The 25,211-nt window shown below is 63.7% G+C and carries 22 protein-coding genes and 1 pseudogene; 16 read left to right on the plus strand and 7 right to left on the minus strand.

Going from position 1 to position 25,211, the window contains the following annotated elements:
- The first annotated feature begins 34 nt into the window (after positions 1-34).
- From AB3X99_RS19450 to aroE, 5 genes are read left to right on the plus strand one after another with little or no spacing between them, the layout of a single operon-like run.
- Complete coding sequence (locus AB3X99_RS19450; RefSeq protein WP_368617829.1) at positions 35-985, plus strand: ketopantoate reductase family protein; 951 nt, start codon at positions 35-37, stop codon at positions 983-985.
- Positions 982-1,374, plus strand: coding sequence for a VOC family protein (locus AB3X99_RS19455; RefSeq protein WP_368604775.1), 393 nt, complete (start codon positions 982-984; stop codon positions 1,372-1,374). Before AB3X99_RS19450 ends, AB3X99_RS19455 begins: the two co-directional genes overlap by 4 nt.
- A gap of 2 nt (positions 1,375-1,376) precedes the next feature.
- A complete protein-coding gene (locus AB3X99_RS19460; RefSeq protein ID WP_368604776.1) occupies positions 1,377-1,835 on the plus strand; it encodes a MaoC family dehydratase in 459 nt (152 codons plus the stop codon).
- On the plus strand, positions 1,835-3,046 hold the full coding sequence (locus AB3X99_RS19465) for a CaiB/BaiF CoA transferase family protein (RefSeq protein ID WP_368617830.1): 1,212 nt from the start codon (positions 1,835-1,837) through the stop codon (positions 3,044-3,046). The genes AB3X99_RS19460 and AB3X99_RS19465 overlap by 1 nt, the downstream gene beginning before the upstream one ends.
- 6 nt (positions 3,047-3,052) lie before the next feature.
- A complete protein-coding gene (aroE, locus tag AB3X99_RS19470) occupies positions 3,053-3,889 on the plus strand; it encodes a shikimate dehydrogenase (protein WP_368617831.1) in 837 nt (278 codons plus the stop codon).
- 242 nt (positions 3,890-4,131) lie between these two features.
- Here aroE and AB3X99_RS19475 read toward each other — a convergent pair whose 3' ends face one another.
- The 3 genes from AB3X99_RS19475 to AB3X99_RS19485 all read right to left on the minus strand — a co-directional run bounded on the left by AB3X99_RS19475 (position 4,132) and on the right by AB3X99_RS19485 (position 6,157).
- Entirely contained in the window at positions 4,132-4,953 is an 822-nt protein-coding gene (locus AB3X99_RS19475; RefSeq protein WP_368617832.1) for a DUF4377 domain-containing protein, read from the minus strand.
- A 232-nt stretch (positions 4,954-5,185) separates the two neighbouring features.
- Positions 5,186-5,413 (minus strand): hypothetical protein, encoded by a 228-nt coding sequence (locus AB3X99_RS19480; RefSeq protein WP_069262027.1) that lies wholly within the window; start codon positions 5,411-5,413, stop codon positions 5,186-5,188.
- A gap of 237 nt (positions 5,414-5,650) precedes the next feature.
- The gene (locus AB3X99_RS19485) at positions 5,651-6,157 is read right to left on the minus strand and encodes an N-acetyltransferase family protein (RefSeq protein ID WP_368617833.1); all 507 of its coding nucleotides are present in this window, start codon (positions 6,155-6,157) and stop codon (positions 5,651-5,653) included.
- 259 nt (positions 6,158-6,416) lie between these two features.
- Between AB3X99_RS19485 and AB3X99_RS19490 the strand changes: the two are divergent.
- The 8 genes and pseudogenes from AB3X99_RS19490 to AB3X99_RS19525 form a co-directional block, all read left to right on the plus strand.
- Positions 6,417-6,560 (plus strand): annotated as a pseudogene (locus AB3X99_RS19490) (YdeI/OmpD-associated family protein); the annotation flags it as partial.
- A 29-nt stretch (positions 6,561-6,589) separates the two neighbouring features.
- The gene (locus AB3X99_RS19495; protein ID WP_368617834.1) at positions 6,590-7,042 is read left to right on the plus strand and encodes an SgcJ/EcaC family oxidoreductase; all 453 of its coding nucleotides are present in this window, start codon (positions 6,590-6,592) and stop codon (positions 7,040-7,042) included.
- 691 nt (positions 7,043-7,733) lie between these two features.
- Complete coding sequence (locus AB3X99_RS19500; RefSeq protein ID WP_368617835.1) at positions 7,734-8,258, plus strand: AAA family ATPase; 525 nt, start codon at positions 7,734-7,736, stop codon at positions 8,256-8,258.
- Between the two features lie 281 nt (positions 8,259-8,539).
- Positions 8,540-9,628: an asparaginase gene (locus AB3X99_RS19505; protein WP_342946025.1), complete on the plus strand. Its 1,089-nt coding sequence runs from the start codon at positions 8,540-8,542 to the stop codon at positions 9,626-9,628.
- Between the two features lie 290 nt (positions 9,629-9,918).
- Entirely contained in the window at positions 9,919-11,298 is a 1,380-nt protein-coding gene (locus AB3X99_RS19510; RefSeq protein ID WP_368617836.1) for an MFS transporter, read from the plus strand.
- A gap of 76 nt (positions 11,299-11,374) precedes the next feature.
- On the plus strand, positions 11,375-12,376 hold the full coding sequence (locus tag AB3X99_RS19515) for a LysR family transcriptional regulator (RefSeq protein WP_368617837.1): 1,002 nt from the start codon (positions 11,375-11,377) through the stop codon (positions 12,374-12,376).
- Positions 12,354-13,769, plus strand: a complete 1,416-nt coding sequence (locus AB3X99_RS19520) for an aspartate ammonia-lyase (RefSeq protein WP_368617838.1) — start codon at positions 12,354-12,356, stop codon at positions 13,767-13,769. The genes AB3X99_RS19515 and AB3X99_RS19520 overlap by 23 nt, the downstream gene beginning before the upstream one ends.
- 190 nt (positions 13,770-13,959) lie before the next feature.
- Positions 13,960-14,745, plus strand: coding sequence for a DUF899 domain-containing protein (locus tag AB3X99_RS19525; RefSeq protein WP_342946029.1), 786 nt, complete (start codon positions 13,960-13,962; stop codon positions 14,743-14,745).
- Between the two features lie 37 nt (positions 14,746-14,782).
- Here AB3X99_RS19525 and AB3X99_RS19530 read toward each other — a convergent pair whose 3' ends face one another.
- Complete coding sequence (locus AB3X99_RS19530; protein ID WP_368617839.1) at positions 14,783-18,097, minus strand: adenylate/guanylate cyclase domain-containing protein; 3,315 nt, start codon at positions 18,095-18,097, stop codon at positions 14,783-14,785.
- 187 nt (positions 18,098-18,284) lie between these two features.
- Between AB3X99_RS19530 and AB3X99_RS19535 the strand changes: the two genes are divergently transcribed.
- A complete protein-coding gene (locus AB3X99_RS19535) occupies positions 18,285-20,513 on the plus strand; it encodes a SulP family inorganic anion transporter (RefSeq protein WP_368617840.1) in 2,229 nt (742 codons plus the stop codon).
- 17 nt (positions 20,514-20,530) lie between these two features.
- On the opposite strand, the gene AB3X99_RS19540 is transcribed toward AB3X99_RS19535, so the two are convergent.
- A complete protein-coding gene (locus tag AB3X99_RS19540) occupies positions 20,531-21,892 on the minus strand; it encodes an MFS transporter (RefSeq protein WP_368617841.1) in 1,362 nt (453 codons plus the stop codon).
- Between the two features lie 484 nt (positions 21,893-22,376).
- Entirely contained in the window at positions 22,377-22,919 is a 543-nt protein-coding gene (locus AB3X99_RS19545) for a hypothetical protein (RefSeq protein ID WP_368617842.1), read from the minus strand.
- A 326-nt stretch (positions 22,920-23,245) separates the two neighbouring features.
- Between AB3X99_RS19545 and AB3X99_RS19550 the strand changes: the two genes are divergently transcribed.
- Positions 23,246-24,277, plus strand: coding sequence for an alpha/beta fold hydrolase (locus AB3X99_RS19550; RefSeq protein WP_368617843.1), 1,032 nt, complete (start codon positions 23,246-23,248; stop codon positions 24,275-24,277).
- A gap of 24 nt (positions 24,278-24,301) precedes the next feature.
- On the opposite strand, the gene AB3X99_RS19555 is transcribed toward AB3X99_RS19550, so the two are convergent.
- Positions 24,302-24,490, minus strand: a complete 189-nt coding sequence (locus AB3X99_RS19555) for a hypothetical protein (protein WP_028203473.1) — start codon at positions 24,488-24,490, stop codon at positions 24,302-24,304.
- Positions 24,491-24,739: 249 nt separating this feature from the next.
- On the opposite strand from AB3X99_RS19555, the gene AB3X99_RS19560 reads away from it, so the two are divergent.
- On the plus strand, positions 24,740-25,039 hold the full coding sequence (locus AB3X99_RS19560; RefSeq protein WP_069262014.1) for a hypothetical protein: 300 nt from the start codon (positions 24,740-24,742) through the stop codon (positions 25,037-25,039).
- Positions 25,040-25,211: the final 172 nt, after the last annotated feature.

A 25,211-nucleotide genomic window follows, 5' to 3' on the forward strand; every position in this document is an offset into this window, starting at 1 on the left:
CCTATCGTGTGCCTATACGTCAAGGAGAAACCCTGTGAAGATTGCAATTCTCGGCGCCGGTGCACTAGGTTGCGCGATCGGCGCCGCACTCACGGAAGGTGGCCACGAAACCTGGCTGCTGGACCGTTCGCCCGTCCATGTCGAAACGATGCTCCGCGACGGTCTGCAGGTCGACGACGACAAAGGCACGCGGCGCATCGCAGTGCGCGCCGCGACCCAGGCGAGCGAAATCGGCGCAGCCGACGTGGTGATCGTGCTGGTCAAGTCCTTCCACACCGACGCGGCGATGCGCGGCGCACTCGCGCTGATCGGGCCCGATACGCTCGTGCTGTCGCTGCAGAACGGCCTCGGGCATGAAGACGTGCTCGCCGATATCGTGGGCCGCGAGCGCGTGCTGGCGGGCAAGACGTATGTGGGCGGCGTGTTGCGCGGTCCGGGGCGTATCCAGTCGGGTGTCACCGGCAAGGCGACGTATATCGGCGAACTGGATGGCCAACTCACGCGCCGTGCGAAGACGATCGCCGAGGCCTTCAACGCAGCGGGGCTGCTGACCATCGTCAGCGACAACATCATGGGCACGATGTGGGACAAGCTGCTCGTCAACGTCGCTACGGGCGCGATTACCGGCATTACGCGCCTCACTTACGGCCAGCTCTATGACGAGCCGCTGCTGAAAGCGACGGCCCTCGCGGCCGTATCCGAGGCAATCGCGGCGGCACAGGCGGCCGGCATCAGGCTCTCGATGACGGACCCCGAGCAGGCCTGGACACTCGCGGCCGCAGGTCTGTCTCCTGCGTTCAAGACGTCGATGCTGCAAAGCCTCGAAAAAGCCTCGGTCACCGAGATCGATTTCATTAACGGTTCGGTGGTGCGCTGGGGACAACGGCTCGGCGTGCCGACGCCCGTCAACGCGACGCTGGTGGCCTGCATCAAGGGCATCGAGCGCGCGATGGCCGATGAAGCGCGCAAGGAGGCGACGGCATGAGCGGCTCGAAGGCTTACCTGGAGCATGTCGCGATCTGGGTGAACGACATCCGTTGGCATATCCGCTTCTTCGAAGACGTGCTCGGCATGACCATGCGCGAAGTCGACGGCACCGTCGACGCGCCGCGCCAGTATTGGACGCTCGGCGGTCTTCAGTTCATTCATGCGCCGCAACACGATGGCCCCGAAGGGCGCCTCGCGCATCTGGGCGTCATGTGCGAAGACCTCGAAGCCGCTTTGGCAGCGGCCCATGCCTTTGGCGTCAGCGAATTGCCGCAAGGGCGCAACTGGCTGCGTCTGCCCGGCGGCCTCGCCGTCGAACTGATTCAAGCCAAACCCGCGTCCTGTGTTGCGCAGGCGCTGATCATCAACCCGCGCGCGGAGGCGTAAGCATGACGATCATCGAGAAGTACTGGGACGACGCCCGCGAAGGCGACGAGTGCGTGAGCCCGAGCTACACCGTGACGAAGGAACGCATCCTCGCCTACGCCGACCTCACGGGCGACCATACGCCCGTGCATGTGAACGAGGCATACGCCAAAGCGAGCCACTTCGGCTGCCTGGTCGCGCATGGGCTTTTCGGTCTGTCGATTGCCGACGGCCTCAAGACACAGAGCGACTATCGCTTTCTGCCCGGTATGTCGCTCGGGTGGACGTGGGATTTTCTGCTGCCAATCAAGGTCGACGATGTGTTGCACGTGAAATTTCGCGTCGGCGCCATGCGGCCGAGCAACAGCCGCCCTGGCTGGGGCATCGCCGTGCTGCCCTCCGAACTGATCAATCAGGATAACCAGGTGGTTCAGCGCGGCGAACATCGTCTGATGGTGCTGCGTCGGCCGGGAGCGTACTGATGCAGGGCCGTCCTCTCGAAGGCATTCGCGTGGTCGACTACAGCCACTTCCTCGCCGGTCCCTACGTAGGCCGCTGTCTCGCTGCGCTCGGCGCCGAAGTCATCAAGGTCGAGCGTCCGGGCAGCGGTGACCCAGGACGCCAGCACGCGACCGTGCTGGACGGCCAGCAAAGCGGCTATTTCCTGCAACTGAACATGGGCAAGCGCGGCGTCAGCGTCAACATGAAAGATGCGCGCGGCAAGGAGTTCATGCGCCGCTTGTGCGATTCGGCGGATGTGTTCGTCGAGAATTACCGTCCCGGCGCGCTGGACAAGCTCGGACTGGGCTATGCCGAGTTATCCGCACGCAATCCGCGCCTCGTCTATTGCTCGATCTCGGCATACGGCCATACGGGCCCCGACGCGCATCGCGCCGGATTCGGGCTGATCGCGGAGGCGAAGAGCGGCATCATGCAGATGGTGGGCACGCCGGGCGAGCCGCCGCCGTTGCTGCGCATTTCGCTCGGCGACATGTACACGGGCATTCACGCGGTGGCGGCGATCAACGCGGCGCTGCTCGGACGCGCGAAGAGCGGCCGCGGCCAGCACATCGACATGGCGCTCTACGACACGCTCGTCTCGATGCACGAATACGCGGTGCAGTGCTACACGCTTCGAGGCGTGCTGCCGGAGCAGACGGGGCAAGACATGCCGACCTCGACGCTCTATGGCGTGTTTCGCGCCGCGGACGGCGACCTCGTGATCGCGGCACAGGTGGACGACGCGTGGAAGCGCTTCGCCGCGCTGATCGAAACGCACGGCGGGCCCGCCGGATTCGGCAGCGATATGCGCTTCTACGATAGCGTCGGCCGCAACACGCACCGGCAAGCGATTCTGTCTGTCGTGCAGCCGTGGGTCGCCGCGCGGCCCGTCGCGCAGGTGCTCGAACTGCTGGATGGCATCGATGTGCCTTGCGCAAAGGTGCAGCGCATCGACGAGGTGCTCGACGATCCGCAGATCCAGGCGCGCGGCATGGTGGTCGAGCAGCATCACCCGCGCTATGGAACGCTGCGTTTGCCCAACCTGCCTTTCCGCTTTTCTGATTGCGACACGACCATTCGCGACGTCGCGCCGGATCTCGGACAGCACAACACGGAGGTCGCGCAATCGCTCGGCTTTTCCGCTGCCGAGATCGACGCGATGCAATGCGAAGGCGTTCTCTACGCGAAGTGAGACACCATGACTGACCCGTATGCAGTGATCGGCCACCCGATCGGACACACGAAATCACCCTTGATTCACCGCCTGTTTGCCGAAGCGACGCAACAGGCGATGTCCTACGTCGCAATCGAAGGTCCGCTCGACCCTGACGATGGCTTCGCGAGGGCCGTGCGCCAGTTCGCTGCGGATGGCGGCAAGGGCATGAACGTCACCGCACCGTTCAAGCTCAAGGCCTTCGCGCTCGCCGACGCGCGCAGCGAGCGCGCGACACTGGCGGGTGCCGCCAATGCGCTCAAGTTCGAGAGCGGCCGGATCGTTGCCGAGAATTTCGACGGCATTGGCTTGTTGCGCGATATCGAAGTCAATCTTGGCGTCCCGCTTGCCGGCAAACGCGTGCTGATGCTCGGCGCGGGCGGCGCAGCGCGCGGCGCGCTGCTGCCGTTTCTCGCCGCGGGGCCCGCCGAACTGGTCGTCGCCAACCGCGATGTGTCCAAAGGCTGCGCGCTGGTCGCCCAGGTCGGCTCGCGCGGTACGGGCTTACGCGTCTGCGGCTATGGTGATCTCGCGACGCGAGGCCGCTTCGACCTTGTGGTCAACGCGACGTCCGCAAGCTTGACGGGCGACCTGCCACCCGTCCCTCCGGGCGTGTTCAGCCCGGAGGGCACTGCCTACGAACTTGCGTACGGAAAGCGGCTCACGCCGTTCCTGCGGCTCGCGCGCAACGCCGGCGTACACGGTGTCGCCGACGGCGTGGGCATGCTGGTCGAACAGGCGGCCGAAGCCTTTGCATGGTGGCGCGGCGTGCGGCCGTTGACGGCCGCGGTCATCGACCGCCTCACCGTGCCGCTCGACTGAGTGCCCTGTAATCCGCCGGATTCGCAACATCTGGGGGAAGAGAATCCAGCGGGGACAGCTCGGTGCCGTTGGGGAGGATGCCCCTGGCGATCACGCGTTGCAGCACCCGGGAGCGGTAGGGCTCGTCACCATCGTCGAACTTGCCTGCGCGGTTGTGGTGGATTGCGCAGGACTAGCCCGACTGATCCGGGTGGGATGCCGGTGGTGAAAGGCCGAGTGCTGAAACTGACGGGTCGGGAAAGCTAGTTCTCCACCTTTTCCGATTCAACCACTATGTCCAGCACGTACGCAATCGCTGGTCCGTCGGCGGGCGGGTTCTTGATGGTATAGCGCTTGACGCGCAGTACATCGCGCATTCCAGGCGTATGGGCATAGCCTTCGATTTCCTGATACAGCGGTTGCCATGCGCCAGGTGTTCCGGTTGGCAAACCGTGCTCGTCGAAGTGGCGCTCACGCACCAGCAGACATTGCTTGTCCGGAATGAGCGGATGGTGGCACTGCACCGATTGCGCGGCCACTTCGAGGAAGGTCGTTTCACCCGGTCCGCCGAAACGGGTCTGAGCAGTGGGCACGCCGATAAATGTCAGCGTGTCGCCGCTATCCGTAACCAGTTGCATGCGGGGGGTATCGCCACGGGCCAGCAGGCTCACGTCGAGGCTGCCATGCAGGCGCCTGGCAATGGCGTCGTCGAGGGCGGCGCGAGCGGCGTCAGGGCAAGCCATCATGGTGCTCACCATCTGGCCAATCTGCAGCCGTCCTTTCTTGACACTGTAACTGGCGCCCATATTGTTGCAGCTATTGACTACGTTTAGCCGGTCGGCGCTGAAGTCCAGTTGCACGGGCTTTTCTGCACGGGCAAACAACGCATCAATGCGCATGCCTTTGCTGTCAAACGCGTCGCCGAGTTGCCAGTGATACTGACTGAGGATCCCAGGTTCGATCGCCGGTACCGCGCTCGCGCCGGCAGCAGTCGACGCGCTCGTTGAAGGCGCCGGGCTTTGCGCGTCGGGTATTTGCGAGCATGCGGCAAGGGCGAGGAGCAGAAATAGCAGGTTGCATTTCACGGCGGTACCTCAGCTGGTTCGGTGGATGTTTCAGGCAGCTTGTCGCGTTGAAAAAGCTAGCGACGTAGTCCGATTGCCAATGGGGAGACCAGAAGAGCTAGTGAATGATACAACCACGGGGCGTGGCGCATTGGATCGGGCGTGGCTCGCCACGCCCGGGCGAACGCGGCGACGGTCAGTGCATGACGGGCGCGTTTCGTGGCTGTTGACGGTGGCGCGAACGTCGGCCCGATCAACTCAACGATGCCAGCAAGATCGACAGCTTGCGGATATGCGCCTTGAACGCTTCGGTCATCTCGCGGTGATGGCCGTCACTCAGATGCGGCGCTTCGGCTAGCTCGACCTGGCGGTGGAACTCCTCGGAAACTTTGCGCCGCTCGTCGGGCGGGAGTACGCGGATGAGGGACACCATCAGTAGTTCCTGCGCATGGATGATACCGAGCACGGATTGTTCGTTCATGTCGACCTCCGTCTGAACGCGGCGATGCTAGCGGCTGAATAGCAGGGCAAAGCGGGCAGGTGACGTCAGCACCGGGCCGGCGCGCTGTCTTCGATCCATCTTTTTGCCCTTCCATACTAGCGCAAGGATCGAGTCATCTGCACGCCGGCTGACCCGATGAGCCGCGAATCCAGCAAGGGCGTTTCCATCCCCGGTTTTGCCTGTCTGGACCCTCTCGGTGAGATATCGCACCGACAGTCAGCCACCGCTATTCCATTCCATTTTCTGCACGCTGATGCCGGGCTGATTGGCTAGCGCTTCTCGTTCGGGCAAGAACTGGAAACCATGTCGGCGATAGAGACCTACAGCGCGGGCGTTGTCTGGTGAGACTCTCAACACGACTCTTCGCTGTCCGCGTTCAATCGCGCGCGCCTGGATTGCATTGACCAGGCGACTTGCAATTCCCAAACCCCGGCACTTCGAATGAACCCACATGGCAATCAGGTTGTATTCGCGCGTGCGGCTTATCGCATCGCCGATAAGACCGACTGCTTGCCCTTGCACCATGGCTACCAGATATTGCGGCTGCGTCTGACCTGAAGCGCATTCGCGCCATTGCTGCTCGCTATACGCAGCCGCGGTGGCGTAATTCAGACCGAACGCCGTTGGGCTGTCAAGCAGCGCGGCAAGGAGGACCGTCTTCAAGATTTGCCAGTCTTCTTCCGAGGTCGGGCGAATTAGAACGGGGCTCGACTCTGTGGCCATCAGGATGCTCGGGAGTGGGAGCCCGCGCGGCGCGAAAGTATGAAGCCATGCCGGCTCAACACTGCTGATGATTGTCTGCGGTTTACTCACGTCCGGCCCCGTTTCTTGCGCGAGCCGTACTGGCTGCTGGTTGACGCTTGAGTGCGTCGACATGACCCTGAAAGAAGAAGGGGCCGTGCCCTTCGGTTTGCTGCACCGTTATAACGGCAGGCTCGCCCGGAAGTTGATGGTGACCGGGCAAGCAGGCGTCATCGTCGCCCGCAACCGCTACGCTATCCTGTTTCGGATGCAGAATGCCAAAAAGCCCGCAACACCGGTGCGCAAGATCGAGGAGTTCATCGGCATGCTGAATCGCGGCGAAACCATTTATCCTCAGACCGGGAAGTTCGACAGCCTCGGATAATGCCGCGCTCCCGACCTGGATGGCGATCGATGCTGACCGACGCCCTGATGGTCGTCGTAATCGAACTGTTTTGGCAATGGAGGTTCCAGATGGAATCCGATGAACGCGCTATTCGTGAGGTGCACACAACCTGGATTGATGCAGTCAACGCGGGCGATCTTTTCCGCTTGCTCACCTTGATGGCGGACGATGTCGTGTTTTTAAATCCGGGTCGAGCGCCCATCGGCCGGGAGCGATTCCACGTCGGCTTCTCGGCCGCCCACCAACAATCCCGGATCCGCTGCATCAGCGAGTTGGAAGAGGTCGTGATCGTCGGCGAAGTCGCCTACACACTGTGCCGGGATTCCTTATCTGTGACACCGCGCGCCGGCGGAGAAGCAACGGAGCTGGCCGGTCATCGGATGACCCTGTACCGCAAACAGCCCGATGGCCGCTGGCTTCTGGCCCGCGACGCCAACACGCTGTCCCCGGTGGCACGCTGAGGTCGCAGGAATCGTCTCACTCGATCTGGCAATTCCATCGAGCATGCAGTGCAACGGTCGCTGAGCGACTCTGTGCCGCCGCTCATTCGTCGGGCGATGGCCAAAGATTGGCAAAGCCAGTAAGTCCAACCGGAATCGGGGCATCGGCTTAAGGCCACCAGGCGTACTATCATGATCGGGAGATGTATTCATCAGCGCAGGAGCACATCATGACGTCGAATCCATCCAGTGAGCCGACCGGCACCCCCCTCAACCCCGCGCCAACCTCCGCCGGCACAACGCGGCAGCCCGATCCAAAGGGCCTGAAAAATCCGGCCCCGGACGACCTTCCTGACGCCGACGCGGCAGAGCCCGAGCCTCACGAGCATCTCCCGTCCAGAAGCGACGACAACTGATTCAACACCTCAGGTACCGACACTTGCGTGCCGGGAGCGATGGCACTGTCCCGACAGACTCCGGCCCCTCGCTTGCTCGGCCTCTCAACGACCGCTCGCAAGGTATTACCTCCGCGTCACGGATAGTCCTGACTCTGTCTGCAAATTGTCGGGGCCCACGGCTGCGGGTGTGCCGCACGACGACCGTCACGCCTGAGCTGCGGCGGGCAGCGGAGATCCGCCAGGAGCGGACACTGGAAGTCGCGACAGAAATCCTGCGACAATCAGCCAATATTCGAATATTGAGAGCGTCGAAAATGCTGATTGCCTTCGGGGGACTACCGGGCACCGGAAAAACAACCATAGCGCAAACACTTGCTCGCAAACTGGCCGCGGTCTATCTGCGCATCGATACGTTGGAACAGGCATTCATCGAGGCCGCGGGCGCAGCGGCGGATATCGGACCTGCCGGATATCTGGCCGGATATGGAGTTGCGAAAGATAATTTGCGCCTTGGTTTGACCGTCGTCGCCGACTCGGTCAACGCGTTGCATATGACGCGCAGCGCCTGGCGAAGTGTCGCGCTCGAAGCCGGTGTTCAAATCTTCGAGATTGAGTTGGTTTGTTCTGATACGACGACGCACCGTTTGAGGGTCGAGGGACGGCGAGCCGATATTCCGGGCCACAAGCTGCCGACGTGGAAGAGCGTGCTTGAACGCCAATATGAAGCATGGGCATCTGAGCATCTCGTTGTCGACACAGCTAACGTTTCTGTCGAGCAGGCCGTCGACGCCATCATCCACCGCCTTTCGATGTCATCTCCAGAGGGGCGATTGCTTTAGCGTTCGAGAAAATACATTTCTCCTGGACATCAGGGGATCGCACGAGGGCTTCAACGACCGCTTGGACGCAACGCAGCTGTTTTTTGTGCGTCGAGACTACGCATGCGCGAGCAGCGCGGGGAATGCGCACATCTTCATCTTCCGTGCACCGCACTATCAGTTTCCTTAATGATAGCCCGTGCCTGATTTGATTTCCTGAATGTGTCACTACACTCGTCTTCAGCGATACGCCAATCTCGATGGCTATCCAGAGTTTCACTCTTCCAATCTGGAGACATCCCGTGAAACACAACCGCGCTCATATGAGCAACGACTTAGGCCGGCTTCTAGCCGGGCTTGCACTCTGCCTGTTCTCAGTGGCCCCGGCCATGGCGCAATCCACATCCCCCGATAAACTGCCCCACGTAGCGGTGCTGGCAACCGGCGGCACGATCGCAGGTACCGCGGGCAGTGAGACGCAGACGACGGGCTACAAGCCCGGCGTCCTGACGGCCGATGCGCTTCTCAGATCAGTCCCGTCACTGGGCAAGATTGCACAGGTGTCCGGCGAACAGATTTCGAATGTCGGGAGTGAGAACATCACCAACGATATCCTCCTGAAACTGGCGAAGCGCGTGAATCAGCTTCTCGCTCAGCCGGACATCGCAGGTGTCGTGGTGACTCACGGCACCGATACCCTCGAGGAAACGGCCTATTTTCTCGATCTCGTCGTCAAGAGCGACAAGCCCGTGGTAGTCACCGGATCGATGCGTCCGTCGACGGCCATCAGCGCCGATGGTCCGAGCAACCTCCTGCAGGCAGTCACGGTTGCGGCCTCGCCGGAGGCGCGTGGCCACGGCGTCATGATCGTGCTGAACGACCGGATCGGCTCGGCTCGCTACACCACGAAGACCAACGGCACGACACCGGATACGTTCAAGGGAAACGACGCCGGCTACCTGGGCACGCTGGTGGACGAGGTTCCTCACTTCGAAACGTCCGTGCTGAAACGCAATACCACTGCAACGCCATTTGACGTGTCGAAGCTCGATTCTCTGCCGGAAGTCGATATTGTCTACGGCTATCAGAATGACGGCGGCTACATCTACGACGCCGCAGTCGCGCACGGAGCAAAGGGCATTGTCGTCGCAGGCGTTGGAGCAGGCAGCGAATCGCTTCTCACTCTTCCGTCCATCAAGAAGGCGATCGCCCAGGGGGTGATTGTGGTCCGCTCTTCCCGCACCGGGGGCGGCTTCATACCGGAAGATCCGGCCTATGTGGGTCTTCTCGGTGACGATCTGAACCCCCAAAAGGCCCGCATTCTGCTGATGCTCGCGCTGACGACGACCAAAGATCCGGCGAGTATCCAGGCAATGCTCCACGAGTTTTGAATGGCTTTTGCCGGCTCAGGGCCGGTGAAGATGATTCGTTCAGGCGCGACGGTGCTGCCAAAGCACACCGCCGCGCCGCATGTCGTTCCATGAGGCCCGAAGCCGGACCCGGCTCGAGCCTCGACCGGTTGGCGTACGTTGAACTGCCCCACTTCAACCTCCGCGTGACATAGTATTAGAGTTGCTGATACTGACACCGGATATGCTGTTTTCTTGAATCCGAGTCCCTACACTGGTTTCAGAAGGCGCAGGCAGGCGCCTCGCTGACAACCAGAGTCCAGGAGACGAAAGTGAGCAAGCCGATATTGATGGAGGACGTTCCGCTGCGCGGTTTCCACTTGCGCGTGGCGTTCAGCGGCACAGGCGGACAGTTCAGCGACGGTTTCGTGCTGGGCATCATCGGCATCGCGGTGAGCATGGCGGCGGGAGCTCTGCACCTGAACGCGCTCTGGATGGGCGCACTCGGTGCGGCGTCCCTTGCCGGCTTGTTTTTTGGCAGCATGTTTGCCGGGCCCGTGGCGGACAGATATGGCCGGCGCACCATTTTCGCCTTCGACATGCTGCTGTTTGCGGCGATTTCTGCAGCGCAATTCTTTGTGACGTCGCCGACCCAGCTGCTGGTGTTGCGCGTGCTGCTTGGTTTGATTCTCGGCGCCGACTACGTCGTAAGCAAATCGCTCGTCACGGAGTTTTCCCCACGCCGCTATCGCGGCCGTCTCCTGAGTGTGCTCGCAGCAGCCTGGGCAGCGGGTTACGTCTGCGCGTATCTCGCGGGCTTTGCCATTCGCGATATCGGCCCCGACGCCTGGCGGATCATGCTGGCTGCGAGTGGACTGCCGGCACTGCTCATTCTCCCGTTCCGGCTCGGCGTACCCGAGTCGCCCATGTGGCTGATGAAGCGCGGCCGGAAGGACGAGGCACTGAAGATCATCCGTGCAAAGTTCGGTCCGGAGACCATTCTGCCCGCACCGACAGCCGCGCCCGAGCGACGTCGTGGTGCGTGGTCGGAACTGCTCTCGACCCGTTGGAGAAAGAACACCCTGGTCGGCTGCGTTTTCTACACGTGCCAGGTCATTCCATACTTTGCGCTCGGTACCTTTTCGCCGAAGGTACTGCAAGCCTTGCAGGTCAAGGACGGCTTTGTCGGTGGACTCGTTTATAACGTGCTGCTGTTCGCCGGAGCGATCTTTGGATTGCTAATCGTCGACAGACTCTCGCGCCGCGCGTTTCTCATTGGTAGCTTCTATCTCGCAGCGATCGGACTGGCGGTGCTCGCCTACGCCGGATTCGGTCCGCTCGGCACAATCCTCGCATTTGGCATTTTCGCCTGTATTCTCTCGGCCGCCGCGAACCTCGAATTCGTCTATCCGCCAGAGCTTTTCCCGACCCACCTGCGCGCGTCAGGCGTCGGGCTCGCCGTTGCCTCCAGCCGCTTCGGTTCCGCGATCAGTACGTTTCTTCTGCCCGTGGCCGTGCAACAGGTTGGCATTCACGCAGCGCTCGGCGTGTGCGTGGCCGTATTGGTGTTCGGCGGCGTGTTCTGTCATTTGTTCGCACCGGAAACCGGCAAAGAGAGTCTTTCGGATATGGGTTCTGGTCAGGGCAGCAACGAGCCGGCGGCGGACGGCGCACCGAACGTGAGCCTGCATACAGCGGGACATCGCCACTGAAGGCCTGGCGTGTGACGCTCCCACGTTGGCGCACTCGTGGCAACGTCTGCTGACAGTAACTATGGGAGAGTTCATCGTGTCGCTCAACAAGCCGATCGATATGTATGCGGTGCAGGTCTTCGTCGCAGTGGCGGAGGAAGGCAGCATGTCCGGGGCGGCCGCACGCATGGGCATTTCCCAATCGGGTGTCTCGCAGATCGTCCGCCAGCTGGAGGACGAACTGGGGGTCGTGCTGGTCAATCGTACGACCCGTCCGCTCGCGTTGACGCCATACGGCATCGCATTGAGGAACCGCGGAGCGGTGCTCAGCGAGGAGATCGCCAATCTGAAGGCCCAGGTCGTCGAAGCGGGGCGCGGCATCAAGCCTGATCTTCGCATCGGGTTTGTCGACTCGTTCGCTGCTACCTGCGGCTCGGCTCTTACGAAGCGGCTGCTGGAGAAGGTATCGCAACTGTCGATCCGTACGGGATTGAGCCCGCAGCAAGGCGAGGCGCTGCTGCGGCGCGACCTGGACCTCATCGTCACGAGCGACGCGTTGATCGACGCCAATGACGTAGTGCGCTTCCGGCTCCTCTCCGAGAAGTACTTTGTCATCACGCCGCGGGATTTCCGCAAGTCGGTCCGCACCGTGGAGGACATCCGGGCCCTGGCGGACGCATTGCCCATCGTGCGCTTTAACCGCAAATCGCAGGTCGGCATGCAGATCGAGCGCTATCTGCGTCGAATTGAAGTGCGTACGCCGACGAGGCTCGAGCTCGACAACGCCGACGCGCTGACATCGATGGTGGCCGAAGGCATCGGCTGGGCCGTGACCTCGCCGATGTGTCTGCTTCAGGGTGCGGCTTACGCGGATGGAGTGACTCGCCACGTTGTCGACAGACTGGGCCTCGAACGGTCGCTGTATCTGGTAGCGCGGCGCGACGAATACAGCGCGTTTTTCGAAGATGCATGCGACACGGCGTCCGAAGTGATCAAAACATCGTTCCTCCCGCGAGTGAAAAAGGCTCTCGGTCAGGAAATTGAACAACTGATTGATATTGGAAACAGGAACTCAAATGAACAGTCAAGCCAAAGCTGAAACGCGTACCGAACGCGATTACGTTGGTGAAGTCGAAATTCCGGTCGAGAAATTGTATGGCGTCAACTCGGTGAGGGGCGTCGACAATCTGACGGTTTCTCCTCTCAGCATTGCTCACTACCCGGCGTTCGCGGTGGCTTTCGCGCAGTGCAAATGGGCGGCCGCGCTCGCGAACCGGGACACCGATGTCATCACGCCGGAACAATGCGACGCAATCAGCCGTGCGTGTCAGGAAATCATCGAAGGCAAGTTTCGTGACTCACTGATCGTCGATCTGCTCGAGGGCTCGGGTGGAACGTCGACGAACATGAACTTCAACGAGGTGATCGCCAATCGGGCGCAGCAGCTTTTGGGTCACGCGCCGGGCTCGTACGACGTGATCCATCCCAACGATCATGTCAACCGCTCGCAGTCCACGAACGACGTGTATCCCGCTGCGCTGAAGATTGCGACCTACGCAATGCTCGGACCGCTCATTGCGGAAGTGGAAAAACTGGCTGCGCAGTTCGATCAGAAGGCTATCGAGTTTGCCGACGTCCTTCACCTCGGCCGTACCTGTCTGCAGGATGCGCAGCCGATGCGTCTCGGTCAGCTTTTCGGCGGTTACGCGTCGCTCACACGACGTCTCGCGGAAGAACTGATGGCGGTTCGCGACAAGCTGCGTACGCTGCCGCTCGGTGGTACGGCTATCGGTACGGGATTTGGTGCACCGGCCGGGTATCGAACTGCGGTCTACCGGCACCTCGCGGATATCGCAGGCGTCGACTATGTCGCGCCGGCAAACTCGTTCGACGCGATGCAGAACATGGACGTGTTCTCGCGCGTTTCGGGTGAGCTTCGCACCTGTGCGGCGTCCATTGCGAAAATTGCATCGGACCTGACGGTGCTCTCCTCCGGTCCCGTGGGCGGAATTGGGGAGTTGCGCTTGCCGGAGGCGCAGGCCGGCTCGTCGATCATGCCGGGCAAGGTGAATCCTGTGCTGCCGATGGCGATGATCCAGTTGAGCTTTGCCGTTATCGGCAATGATGTCGCAGTGGCTCAGGCGGTTCAGTATGGAGAACTGGAAATCAATCACTTCGAGCCCGTAGTGGCCTCCCGTGTGTTCGACAGCATCATGCTGCTGACCAACGGCATCGAGAGATTCACGCAGAAGTGTATCGCCGGCATCACCGCCGACGGTGCATGCAATGAGCGACACCTGATGGACTCGATGGCTGTGGCCACAGCGCTCGTGCCGAAGCTTGGATATGCTCGTGTCAGCAAGCTGGCGCGACAGTCGGTTGCGCAAGGTCGGCCACTCGTGCAGATTCTCGACGAATCCGGGCTGCTTTCGCGCGACGATACCCTGTCGCTGATCGATACGGCCTCGTACCCGGTATTCGAGCCGAGGTAATTGACCCTGGATTGAGGCAACCTGGACCCGGCCCGGCGACCGCACTCAGCACGCCCTCGGAATACCGCCACACTTGTTACTCCCGACTTCCGATTCCCGGTAGCAAACTACTCACGTCACCCAATGAGCGACGCGTAGCGGACGCAATCGCGCCGCAGGAATTTGCCCTATTCAGGAGGTCGCAAAAGCCATGAGTTCATCAGCCGAAAACGGAAGGAAAGGCGGCCAGCCCGCCATGGCCACTCCACCGGTCGTCTCATCGCAAGCGTGGGAAGCAGCGCGCCAGCAGTTGTTAGTAAAGGAAAAGGCGCTGACCCGGGCTCGAGACGCCCTGGCCGCCGAGCGCCGGCGAATGCCCTGGATGGCGGTGGAGAAGGCCTACGCATTCGAAGGTCCCGCGGGCAAGCTCAGTCTGCTGGATCTGTTCGACGGCCGGCGTCAACTGATCGTCTACCGCGCTTTCTTCGAACCGGGCGTGTTCGGGTGGCCCGAGCATGCCTGCCGGGGCTGCTCGATGGTGGCGGATCAGGTCGCCCACGTCGCTCACCTGAACGCCCGCGACACGACGCTCGTCTTCGTCTCGCGTGCGCCTCAGGCCGACATCGCGCGACTGAAGGCGCACATGGGCTGGCAGATGCCATGGTTCACCATTACGGACAGCTTCGACGCCGACTTCGGTGTCGACGAGTGGCACGGCACGAACGTGTTCTACCGCGATGGCGAGCGCGTATTCCGTACGTACTTCATCAACAATCGCGGCGATGAACAGATGGGGGGCACCTGGAACTACCTCGACATGACGCCGCTGGGTCGCCAGGAGCTCTGGGAGGACTCGCCCGAGGGCTATCCCCAGACCCCAACCTACAAGTGGTGGAACTGGCACGACAGCTACACCGCAGACGCGCCGCCCGACAAGAAGTGGGTCGAGGTATCGGATGCAGGCGAGGCTGCGTTCCGCAAAGAGCACAAGGAATGAACGCCCTGGGCGAAGCGTGTTCGGCCGTATGCATGCCTCAAGCAGCAAGCGCTGCATCGACGGCAGCCAGGTATTGCTGGAAGCCGGTCTGCAGCAGCACGGTGCGCACGCGCGCGAGCTCGCCTCGCGCGGCATCGTCGGCGGGCGCCTGCAGGACGCGCGCTAGCGCGCGTGCGCGTGCCGCGAACAGCTCGGCCCAGGGCAGCGGTTCGTGCCGCGTGTAGTCCTCCAATGCGCTCGCGTAGCGCAGCACGCCGGCCGGATCGCGGGCCGCCAGCATCGCCTCGATCGCGTCGCGGTAGAACCAGAGATGGTTGTGGCCGACCGTGCCGAGGCGCAGCAGGTCCGCGCCTTCTGCGAGCAGGCGCGTGCGCTCGTCATGATCGTCGACCGCGCGGGCGAGGGCGCTCAGATTCTTCGGCGCGGAGAATTGCGTGCCGACCTCGCGCGAGATCGCAAGCGCCTCGCGCAGCGCATCGACGGCTTCGCCGCGGCGTCCATCGGCGAGCCAGACACGTCCCTGCATTTCCAGGTTCTGCGCTTCGAACCGGCGCGCGCCCAATTGCCGGATCACGCGCTTTTCCTGCTCCAGATGGACCTGCGTAGCCGGCATATCGCCTAGTTCGTAGCAGGCGAACACGCCGAGCGTCTCGCCCAGCAATTGCGCGCGCGGCTGCCCGATCAACGCGGCGGCGCGAACGGCGGCAACGGCGTCTTCGCGCGCCTGCCGCGGCTCGTTCAGGTAGATGCGGCTGAAGCCCTGCATCGACAGATTGGCGACTTCGATCCGGCCGCACCCGTGCTCGCGGCTCAACGCCACGCAATCGCTGAAATGGCGGAACGCGGTCCGCATCCGCCCTTGCGCGTAGGCGGCATCGGCGAGGCCGCCGAGCGCGCGGGCCTCGGCCTCCGGCAGGCCGAGGCGGCGCGCATAGTCGAGCCCGCGTTCGTGTTCGGTGCTGCAGGCATCGATCTTGCCGAGCGGGAAGTAGATGTTGCCGCGCAGATAGTGAAGGCTCGCGAGTTCGGCCACCCGGTCATCGCGCTCCGCGATCCGCTGCGCAGCCTCGATCAGGTCCAGCGCTTCGTCGAGGCCTTCGCTCACACGCAGGCCTTCCGCAAGTCCTAGCTGGCAGCGGCACAGACTGGCGTCGTCGGGGGCGGCTGCGAGCGCCGCGCGCCAGGTCGCGATCGATCCCGCGATGTCGCCGAGGTCGCGCTGCAGTTCGCCCTTGCAGCAGCTCAGGCTGTGGCGGTCCGTCTCGCTCTGGGCAATCTCGAGGCCCCGCTCGGCGAGGCGCAGCGCGGCCTCGAGCAGGTGCGCCGTGCGCTGCGCGAGCGCGGCGGCGAGGTAGGCTTGCGGCGCGCGTTCGTCCTCGGCGCGGTCGAGATGCTGGGCGTGCAGCGTGGGGTCGCCGTGCGCGAACCAGTCGGCCGCGCAGCGGTGCAACTCGCGTCGGCGCGCACGCAGCAGCGTCGAATAGGCGCTCTCCTGGATCAGCGCGTGGGCGAACAGAAACTCTTCGCCCTCCGGCAGCACGAGCGCATTGGCGAGCAGGCCGTCGCAGACGTAGCCGGGGTCGTCGATGAGCCGTCGCAACAACGCGATGCCGAACCGCTGCCCGATCACGGCAGCCGCCTGGAAGGCCAGACGGTCGCGCGGCGCGAGCCGGTCCATCCGCGCGAGCACGAGGCTGCGGATCGAACCTGGCACGGCGTTGCCGCTGCCTTCCTCGGCGTTGCGCAAGAGCTGCTCGAGGAACAGCGGGTTGCCGCCCGCGCGCTCGATGCAGGCGAGCGCGACCCGTTGCGTCGCGTCGATGAAGTTGCCTGCGAGGCTCAGTGCTTCGTCCTGGCGCAAGGGCCCGAGGTCGATCGTCGCGAACGGGATGTCGCGGCAGCGCGCGCGCCACGCCGCATCGATCGGGTCGCCTTCCACGCGCGAGGTCGTCACGAGCAGGCCCGGGCCGTTCGCGATGCCCGAGGCGAAGGCCGAGAGATAGTCGAGCATTTCGGGCTCGGCCCAATGGAGGTCTTCTACGACGATCAGCGTGGCGGCCCGCCTGCAGGCGTCGCCGGTCAGTCTCGCGGCGAGCGCCTGCTTGCCGCGCTTGCGCGCGCCGTGGTCCATGGCGTCGTAGACGGTTCGCCATTCGTCCGCGAGCGGCAGGTCGAGAAGGTCGTGGAGGAACGCATGCTGCCCGGCCTCGAGGCTGCCTTCAGCGGCGAATCGCGCGGCGGCGGCGCGCCGCGCGTCGCTCGATGCGCCGGCCGGCAGACCGAACAGACTGCCGGCGATCGTGTGCACGGGATCCTGCCCCTTGCCCACGCCGAAATCGAGCACGAGGCCCCGATGGATCTCGAAGCCCTGCGACTGCGCATGGCGGCGCATCTCGTCGACGAGACGCGTCTTGCCGATGCCCGCTTCGCCGCGCACATGGACGATGTGGCCAGCCCGCCTCGCGACGCACGCGCGGACGATACCGTGAAACTGCTCGAGCTCGGCCTCGCGTCCGACGAAAAGGCTCTGACCCGTCTTCGCCGATTCGCTCGCCGGGTCGCTCGAAATCGCGCGCAGTCGCCATGCGCGCACTGGCGTGTCGATGCCCTTGAAGCACTGCTCGCCGAGCGCGTCGCAGACGGCGGCGTCGCCAAGCGCGCGCGCCACGTCATCGGAGAGCCAGGTCTCGCCGGCCGCCGCTGCGACCTGCAGGCGCGCGGCCAGGTTCACCGGACTGCCGGTGACGGTGTAGTCGCGCGCGTCGACGCAGCCGAGCGCGCCGGCGACGACTTCGCCGCTCGCGATGCCGATATGGGCCTGCAACGTGCGTGCCGCCTCCAGGCTCAATGGCGTCAGCGCCTCATGGATCTCGAGCGCCGCGCGCGCGGCGCGCAGCGTGTCCGTCTCGTGCGCGCGCGGCGCGCCGAACAGTGCCATCACCGCGTCGCCGATATGCCTGTCCGTCGTCCCGCCCCAGGCGAGCACGATGCCGTCGACGAGCGCCGTGAAGCGGCCGATCAGCGCGCGCACCTCCTCGGGATCGAGCGTACGCGAAAGCGCGGTGAAGCCGCAGAGATCGGCAAACAGGACGGTGACCTGCCGGCGTTCGTCCGCGGGGATCTCCAGCGCGTGGGGGGCGACCGCCGTTTGCGCCACGGGCAAAGCCGCGGCTGGCGGCTTCGGCGCGGCGGCAGCGAGGATGCGCTTGCGGTGGCCGAGCGACTGCACGCCGAGTTCCCGCAGATCCGCGTCGGTCAGCTGCGCGAGCAGCGAGAGATCGATGTCGTTAGCCGCGAACGCTTGCGCGTACTGCTCGAGTCCCAGGGCGTGCAGCCATTGCTCAATATCCATGTTCGCCGCCTGGATGCGATGCCGGTTGCCTGATGCGAACCGCCCCGAGCCCGTCGGGGGATCGTGCCGGTGAATTTCCAGTGTAGGCGCGCGCAACGGGCTGCGTACGGCGTTTGACAGGCTTTCCGGCGCGGACGGATACTGGATCGCTCCCCATCGCGCCTCGCGCATTCCACCGGGAATTCACGTGAAGCCGGGCAAGACCGTTACTGTCGCCGACGTCCCGCCGCGCTCGCGCATCGCGGCGCTGCCCGGCGATCTGGCGGCCGGCGCGGTATCGGCGCTCGTCATGCTGTGCTACGCGATGAGCCTCGGCACGCTGATCTTCAGCGCCGATCTCGCCCGCTACGCCATGCTCGGCGTGCCCACCGCGCTCGTCAGCTGTGTCGTCACCGCGCTCGTGATCGCCTTGACGAGTTCGATGCGCCTGAACATCGGCGGCCCCGACAGCAATGCGGCGGCGTTTCTTGCGGGCGTGGCGGCAGGCGTCGCGAGCAGCGTGCGGGCGGACGGCGGTTCGCCGCAAACGCTGCTGCTCACCGTGCTGATCGCCATCGCGCTTTGCTCGCTCGTGACCGGCGTCGTGCTCTACGCAATCGGGTCGTCGAAGCGCAGCCGCTCGCTGCAGTTCCTGCCTTACCCGGTCCTCGGCGGTTTCCTCGCCGGCACGGGCTATCTGCTGCTCGCCGGCGCGTTTCGCGTCATGACGGGCGAGTCGCTGCAATGGCGCACGCTCGCGTTGCTGACGCATCTCCACTGGCTCGCATGGTTGCCCGCGCTCGTCGTCGGCGTGCTGGCCACGATCCTGATGCGCAGCTGGAAGCACGTTGCCGCGCTGCCGCTCACGCTGGCCTTCGGCATCGTGCTCTTCTACGTTTTGCTGCGTGCCGCGGGCCTGTCGATCGACGACGCGCGCGCCATGGGCCTGCTGCTGCCGCGCGCGGCGCTGCGGCTCACCGGGCTACCGGAGCTGCACCTGCGCGCGCAGCTCGGGCAGGGCGGCATCGACTGGACGGCGATCGCCGCACACCTTCCGGAGAGCCTCGTGGTCACCTCGGTTTCGGCCGTCACGATCCTGATGAATTCGACGGCGATCGGCGCGGCGACGGGCGAGGAAGTCGACCTCAATCGCGAGCTGCGGGCCGCGGGCCTCGCCAATCTCGCGAGCGGTCTGTTGGGCGGCATGGTCGGTTATCAGTCGTTCAATCGCTCGATGCTCAACGCGCGCGTGGGCGCGACGAGCCGGCTGGCGGGCGTGTTCGCCTCGCTCGCATGCCTCGTCGTGCTGGCCGCGTCGCCCGGTTTTGTCGCGCTCTTTCCCGTGCCGGTGCTCGTCGGCCTCCAGCTTTTCATGGGGCTGCGCCTCATCGTGCAGTGGGTGGTCGGCGCCTGGGCGAAGCTCGCCTGGTACGAGTATCTGCTCGTGCCCGTCATTCTCTGCACGATCGCGGGCTGGGGCGTGCTCATCGGCGTGGGCGCGGGCGTGATTGCCGCCTGCGTGATGTTCACGCTGCTCTACGGCCGCGTGAGCTGCATTCGCATGGCGTTCGACCTGCGCACCCGGACCTCGAATGTCGAGCGCAACATCGAGGAGACCGAAGCGTTGCGAGGGCTCGGCGCGCAGGTGTGCGGCATGTGCCTGCAAGGGTTTCTCTTTTTCGGCACGGCCAATTCGATCCTCCAGCGCATACGGGAGCGCCTCGCCGCGCGCACTCCGGTGCGGGTTCGATTCGTTGTACTTGATTTCGCGGCGACCCAGGGCATCGACGCGTCGGTGTCGATCAGCTTCGTCAAGCTGCGGCAGCTCTGCGCGGCGACGGACGCGGACCTGATCCTGACCGCGCTGCCGTCGCGCTCGCGCGATCTGCTGACGAAAACCGGCACGCTCAATCTGCGTATTCGCGAATTCGACACGCTCGATGCGGGCCTGGAATGGGTCGAAGACCAGCTGCTCGCGTCGAGCGCGCTCGCGCCGAAACCCGGTGACGACCTCAACTCACTGCTCGCGCCGCATTTCACGGCGAGCGCGCTGAACACGCTCTCCACGCGGCTCGAAGCGAAGGATCTGCAGGCGGGCCAGGCGCTGTTTCTTCGCGGGGACCCGGGCGACGCGCTGTACCTCATCGAGCGCGGGCGGCTCGCCGTTTCGCTGCCGCTCGGCAACGGGCGGTCGGTGCGGGTGCGCGCCTGCCTGCCGGGCACGGTCATCGGGGAAATGGCCGTATACACGCAGCAACCGCGCAGCGCGGACGTGTTCGCCGAGGCGCCGACGCGGGTGCGCAGGCTGTCGCTGGCGGCGCTCGTTGCGCTCGAGCGGGACGACCCCGTGGCCGCCCAGCAGTTTCATCGCTTTCTGGTGAAGGTCATTGCGTCGCGCCTTGCCTTGGCCACGGAGGCCCTGCGCGCGGCCTACTGAGCAGCGGAGGGTTCACGTCAGACTGAATTGTGCGGTGCGTCTTGCAGACCTCGCGCCGCAACGCGTTCCGGTACACCTTCATGCGAGTGATCGTCGAGCGAAATCCGCGACGTTTCCGGCAAGGACAACCCGCCAACCAGTGCCAGCAGCGAGACGGCGATGAGGTAGTAAGCGGGCGAGATGCTGTTACCCGTCGACTCGATCAGCCAGGTGGCGACAAGCGGCGCCGTGCCGCCAAAGATCGTGTAGGCCAGGTTGTAGGTGATCGCCGAAGCGGTGTAACGGGTGCGGGTCGGAAAGATTTCGGAGAGCAGTGCCGCCGTGACCACACCCGACAGGACCGCGCCGAGCGCAAGCATGCATGCGCCAGCAATCGCGGAACAAAAATCCCCTGAGCCTCCCAGCGAAAAAGAGGGGTACACCGCCGCGATCAGGATGGCGCATGCCGTGAAGACGGTTTTTCGTCTTCCCACGGCATCGGAGTAGAGGCCGGCGAGCGGGCAGATGGCCGCGGCAAAGACGAGTGCGAAGACCGTGACCAATAACGCGTTGGCCCGGCTCAGATGACCGACGACCTGCAGATACGTCGCGAAATAGGTCGTGAACGTATAGAAGGAGAGCGCAGTCACGGACACGAAGGCACCCAGGCGCACGATCGCGCCTGCCTGGGTCTTTAGCGTTTCGCGCAGCGGGGCATGAGCGAGGTCGTGATCGTGTTCGACTGCGGCAAACGATGGCGTTTCACCAAGGCGCGTGCGCAGATACAGTCCGACCAGACCGATAGGCGCCGCGGCGATGAATGGGATTCTCCAGCCCCAATTGCTCATCGCCTCTGGCGACAGCACGGCGTCCAGTCCCGACGCCACGACTGCGGCGCTCGCGAACGACAGGAACGTGGAGACCGGAAGAAAGCTCCCGTATCGCGCGCGCTGGTGCTTAGGCGCATGTTCCATCAGATACGCGCAGGCGCCGGCGTATTCGCCGCCGGCGGAAAAACCTTGCACGCAGCGCACGATTGCGAGCAGCAAGGGGGCGAGCATGCCGACCGATGCGTAGGTCGGCAGGAAGCCGATGACCGTTGTTGCCCCTGCCATGATCAAGATGGTCAGGGCGAGCGTTTTCTTGCGGCCCACCCGGTCTCCCACCACGCCGAAGAAGACCCCGCCGAGCGGCCTGAATGCAAAGGCGACGGCGAACACCGCGAAGGTCTTCATCAACGCGATCGCCGGGTCGCCATTCGGAAAGAACTGGCGAGTCAGCAGGGTTGCCAGAAATCCATAAACGGCAAAGTCGAACCATTCGACGAAATTGCCAACCGCAGCGGCAACGATCACCTTGCGAAGCGTCTTTGGGTCCACTTTGGGCTGATACGCTTTCATGATCTGGCCGTCCCTTGTGCGTTGAATAAGACGTGCGTCTCACCCCGAATGGTGAAGCCATGGGAGGCGAGCGGTTTTAACGCTGAAGTCGCACGGTAATGATTTGCACAGTTAATGCGACCAGAAATGTCGCTCCTAGAACGAAGCCGACAGGGTGACGCGCTGGAAGCGACATCGGACTGGTGCTGTCGCGCGAGGGCAAGACAACGTCGTTTTTCGAATGGTTTGGTTCTTCGGCGGCGGAAAAGTCAGATCTCATTCACCAACCGGCCTCGCAATTGTCGCCGCATCAGCTCGGCGTGAATCTCACTTATCGCGAACTGGACGGGTACTCCGCGCGCCTTGAAAGGCGATCCTGTCGCCGAAGCGCGCGACGGCCTGTACCGGCAGGGCTGCCATCGAGGGGTAGTCGTCGAGGTCGACGTCGGCCGCAACGCCAGCAGGATATTGCGAAAGCCAGGGCAAGTTTGACATTGGGATATGGCTATTCGACGGGAGCCGGCTGAACGTTGATTTCCAGCGGTTCGCCAGGCATTTGCGACGCGGGCGCGGCGTCTTCTACCGGCGTCGGCTGGGCGGTCTGAACGGCGGGCGGCGGGACGCCCTTGCCAACAACGGGCGCGTCGGAAACCGGCACGGGCGCTCGGGGCTCCGCGCTATGGGCAGCGGTCATGCCCGTGCCGACGTTCGAGCCCGTGCTGTTGGCGCCCTTGAGAAGACCGTGCGAATCGAACAGAAACACGGCCGCCGACGAGTGTGTGTCGGCGCCGGCGACCAGCGAGCCGATGAAGGGGATATAGCTTTCCGGGTGCGGACGCGACGTCACGTAGGTGTAGACGAGCAGCGTCGAGCCGTCGTCCAACGCGGTCTCGACCGACGCCGGGCCGAGCGCGACGATCACGTCCTGCAGCGTCGTCACACCGTGCCTGAAGTTCGCCATCTGTTCGGGCCTGACCTCGACGCCGGCCGTCACGCAGCCGGCGAGTAGTGCGCCGCACAGCAGCCCAGTGACCACTTCGCGCTTCATGTCGCCTCCCCCTGAAAGGAATTCTAGGACGAAGAAGACTGGCCGGTTGACGTAAAGAGCGTCTGCGTTTCGCCGCCGTACGGCCCCCGGAGGTCGTCGACATGACCGGTGCGCTAATCGACGCCTGCACGTCGATTTCGTGCGGTGCGTCGACATGGACACGCCGGTTACCTGAGCGTCATTGCGTGGGGGGAGGGCCGCACGGCACGCGTCGATCCTTGATATCCGGCTCACGCTCAAAACGACTGATGTGGTTGAAGCATTGCGGTACTGCATTCACAATGACCGCCAGGCGCTTTCCCACCGCGTGAGACGAGGTCGACTCCATGATGAACGGGTTCCAGGAGAAGTTCGCGTACGTCAACGGCATCCGCATGCACTACGTCGAAAGAGGCACGGGCCCGCTCGTGCTGCTTTGCCACGGCTGGCCGGAGTCCTGGTACGTGTGGCGCTGGCAGATCGATGCGCTGGCGGCTGCGGGCTATCGCGCGGTTGCGCCGGACCAGCGCGGATATGGGCTCACCGACGCCCCGGAAGCGATCGAGGCTTACGACATCCTGAACCTGGTCGGCGACCTCGTTGGCCTCGTCAAGGCGCTCGGTGAAGAGCAGGCGATTCTGATCGGACATGACTGGGGCGCCGCTGTCGCTGCTTACGCAGCGTTGCTGCGCCCCGACCTGTTTCCCGTTCTCGGCCTGCTGAGCGTGCCTTACATGCCTCGCCGTCCGGTGCGCCCATCGGTGCGCTTTGCGCAGATCACGCAGGAGTGTCACTTCTATCAGGACTATTTTCAGTTGCCGGGACGCATCGAGCGTGAACTGGAAGAAGATGTCCGTCGCTCGATGCTTGGCATTCTCTACTCGGCGTCGGGAGACCCGGTGGTGAAAGGACAGCCGGCCAATTTCGCGATCTTTCCCAAATCGACTCGACTCGTGGACAACCTCACGTTGCCCGACGAGCTTCCGCCATGGTTGACCGAAGCGGATCTGCAATATTTCGTCGCTCAGTTCGAGCGCAGCGGGTTTCGCGGGCCAATCAACTGGTATCGGAATATCGACCGGAACTGGGCGCTCACCAGCTTTCTCGACGGCGCCCGGATCATGCAACCGACGCTCTTTCTCGCGGGAGAGCTGGACGGCGTCGTGAAAATGGCCGCGAAGGACTACGACGCGTTGGAGAGCAACGTTCCCAACCTATGGAAGAAGCATCTCATCGCGAAGGCGGGTCACTGGGTGCAACAAGAGCGTCCGGACGAGGTGAACGAATTCATCCTGAACTTCCTCGCCGGATCGGTTCACGCGCTGGCCGGCGGCGCAGCCGAAAGCCAGCCGAAAGCACCGGCTGGCAAGTTCCGGTAAGGCGAGGCGGAGCCGCCTTGCGCGTCAGTGTGTGGCAACGCTGACGGCGACGATTTCGTATCCGGGGTCGGCGTGCTCGGACGCCGCCTTTTCGGCTTCCTCGTATGAGACGAAGGACTTGGCCCCGCCAATCTCCGGCGCCATGCCGATATCGCCGTCCTCTGCGCAGCAGAGGTACTGCTCGCCAGTCTTTACCACGTAGACAGTCGTCATGATTCCCTCCATGGTTCGCGGGGGAACTTCCAGTCTAGCAGGTCAAAACCGCGCCCGAAGCCGGCTCGATTGCCTTTACGCTATCGGCTGGAACCTTCGATTCTATTCGCTTCACGGTGGACGGCAACCCTTCCGTTGTTTCGAACCCAACATCGGCCGTCGTCGCCGGCAGATTTGTTCCGGATGTGCAACGATAGACGTGCAACTCGCAGCTGTGTGTTGAGCTGGACAATCCAACGGGGAGGGTAGATGAGAGAGAACGCCGAGACGCTATTCGTCGCTTCCGAAGACATTGCAACCGCGTTGAACCTGCTGGAGAGCATAGAGGTCGAGGTCGGCTTCGACAGCGACGATCCGGAGAGTATCGAGCAGGCGATTCTCGCCGTCGAGGAGGCGATCGATACTCGCCTGAAGGGCCATCGCGGCGACGCACGGGTCGAATCCGCGATCCTTCGCGTCAAGTTCGATTTCCGCTGCGCGATCATCGAACAGGCCGCGTCCGAAGATGCGGGTGCCGACACCATCGGCAGCGTCCAAACCCTGCATTGAAACTTTCGGGGAATCCGGCGCCAGCTTGATTCCAACGGATGAATGGCACCGCGCTCGGCGCGCCGCCATTCATCCGGCAACGAACTTTACACGTTGTTACCCGCGCGCAGCGGACGTCCGGGCGGGCTTTGCTTATACTGCCGCGCAATCGCCACTCCTCCTCATGCTTGTC

The organism is Paraburkholderia sp. BR10882 (assembly GCF_040948855.1).
Classification (GTDB): domain Bacteria; phylum Pseudomonadota; class Gammaproteobacteria; order Burkholderiales; family Burkholderiaceae; genus Paraburkholderia; species Paraburkholderia nodosa_A.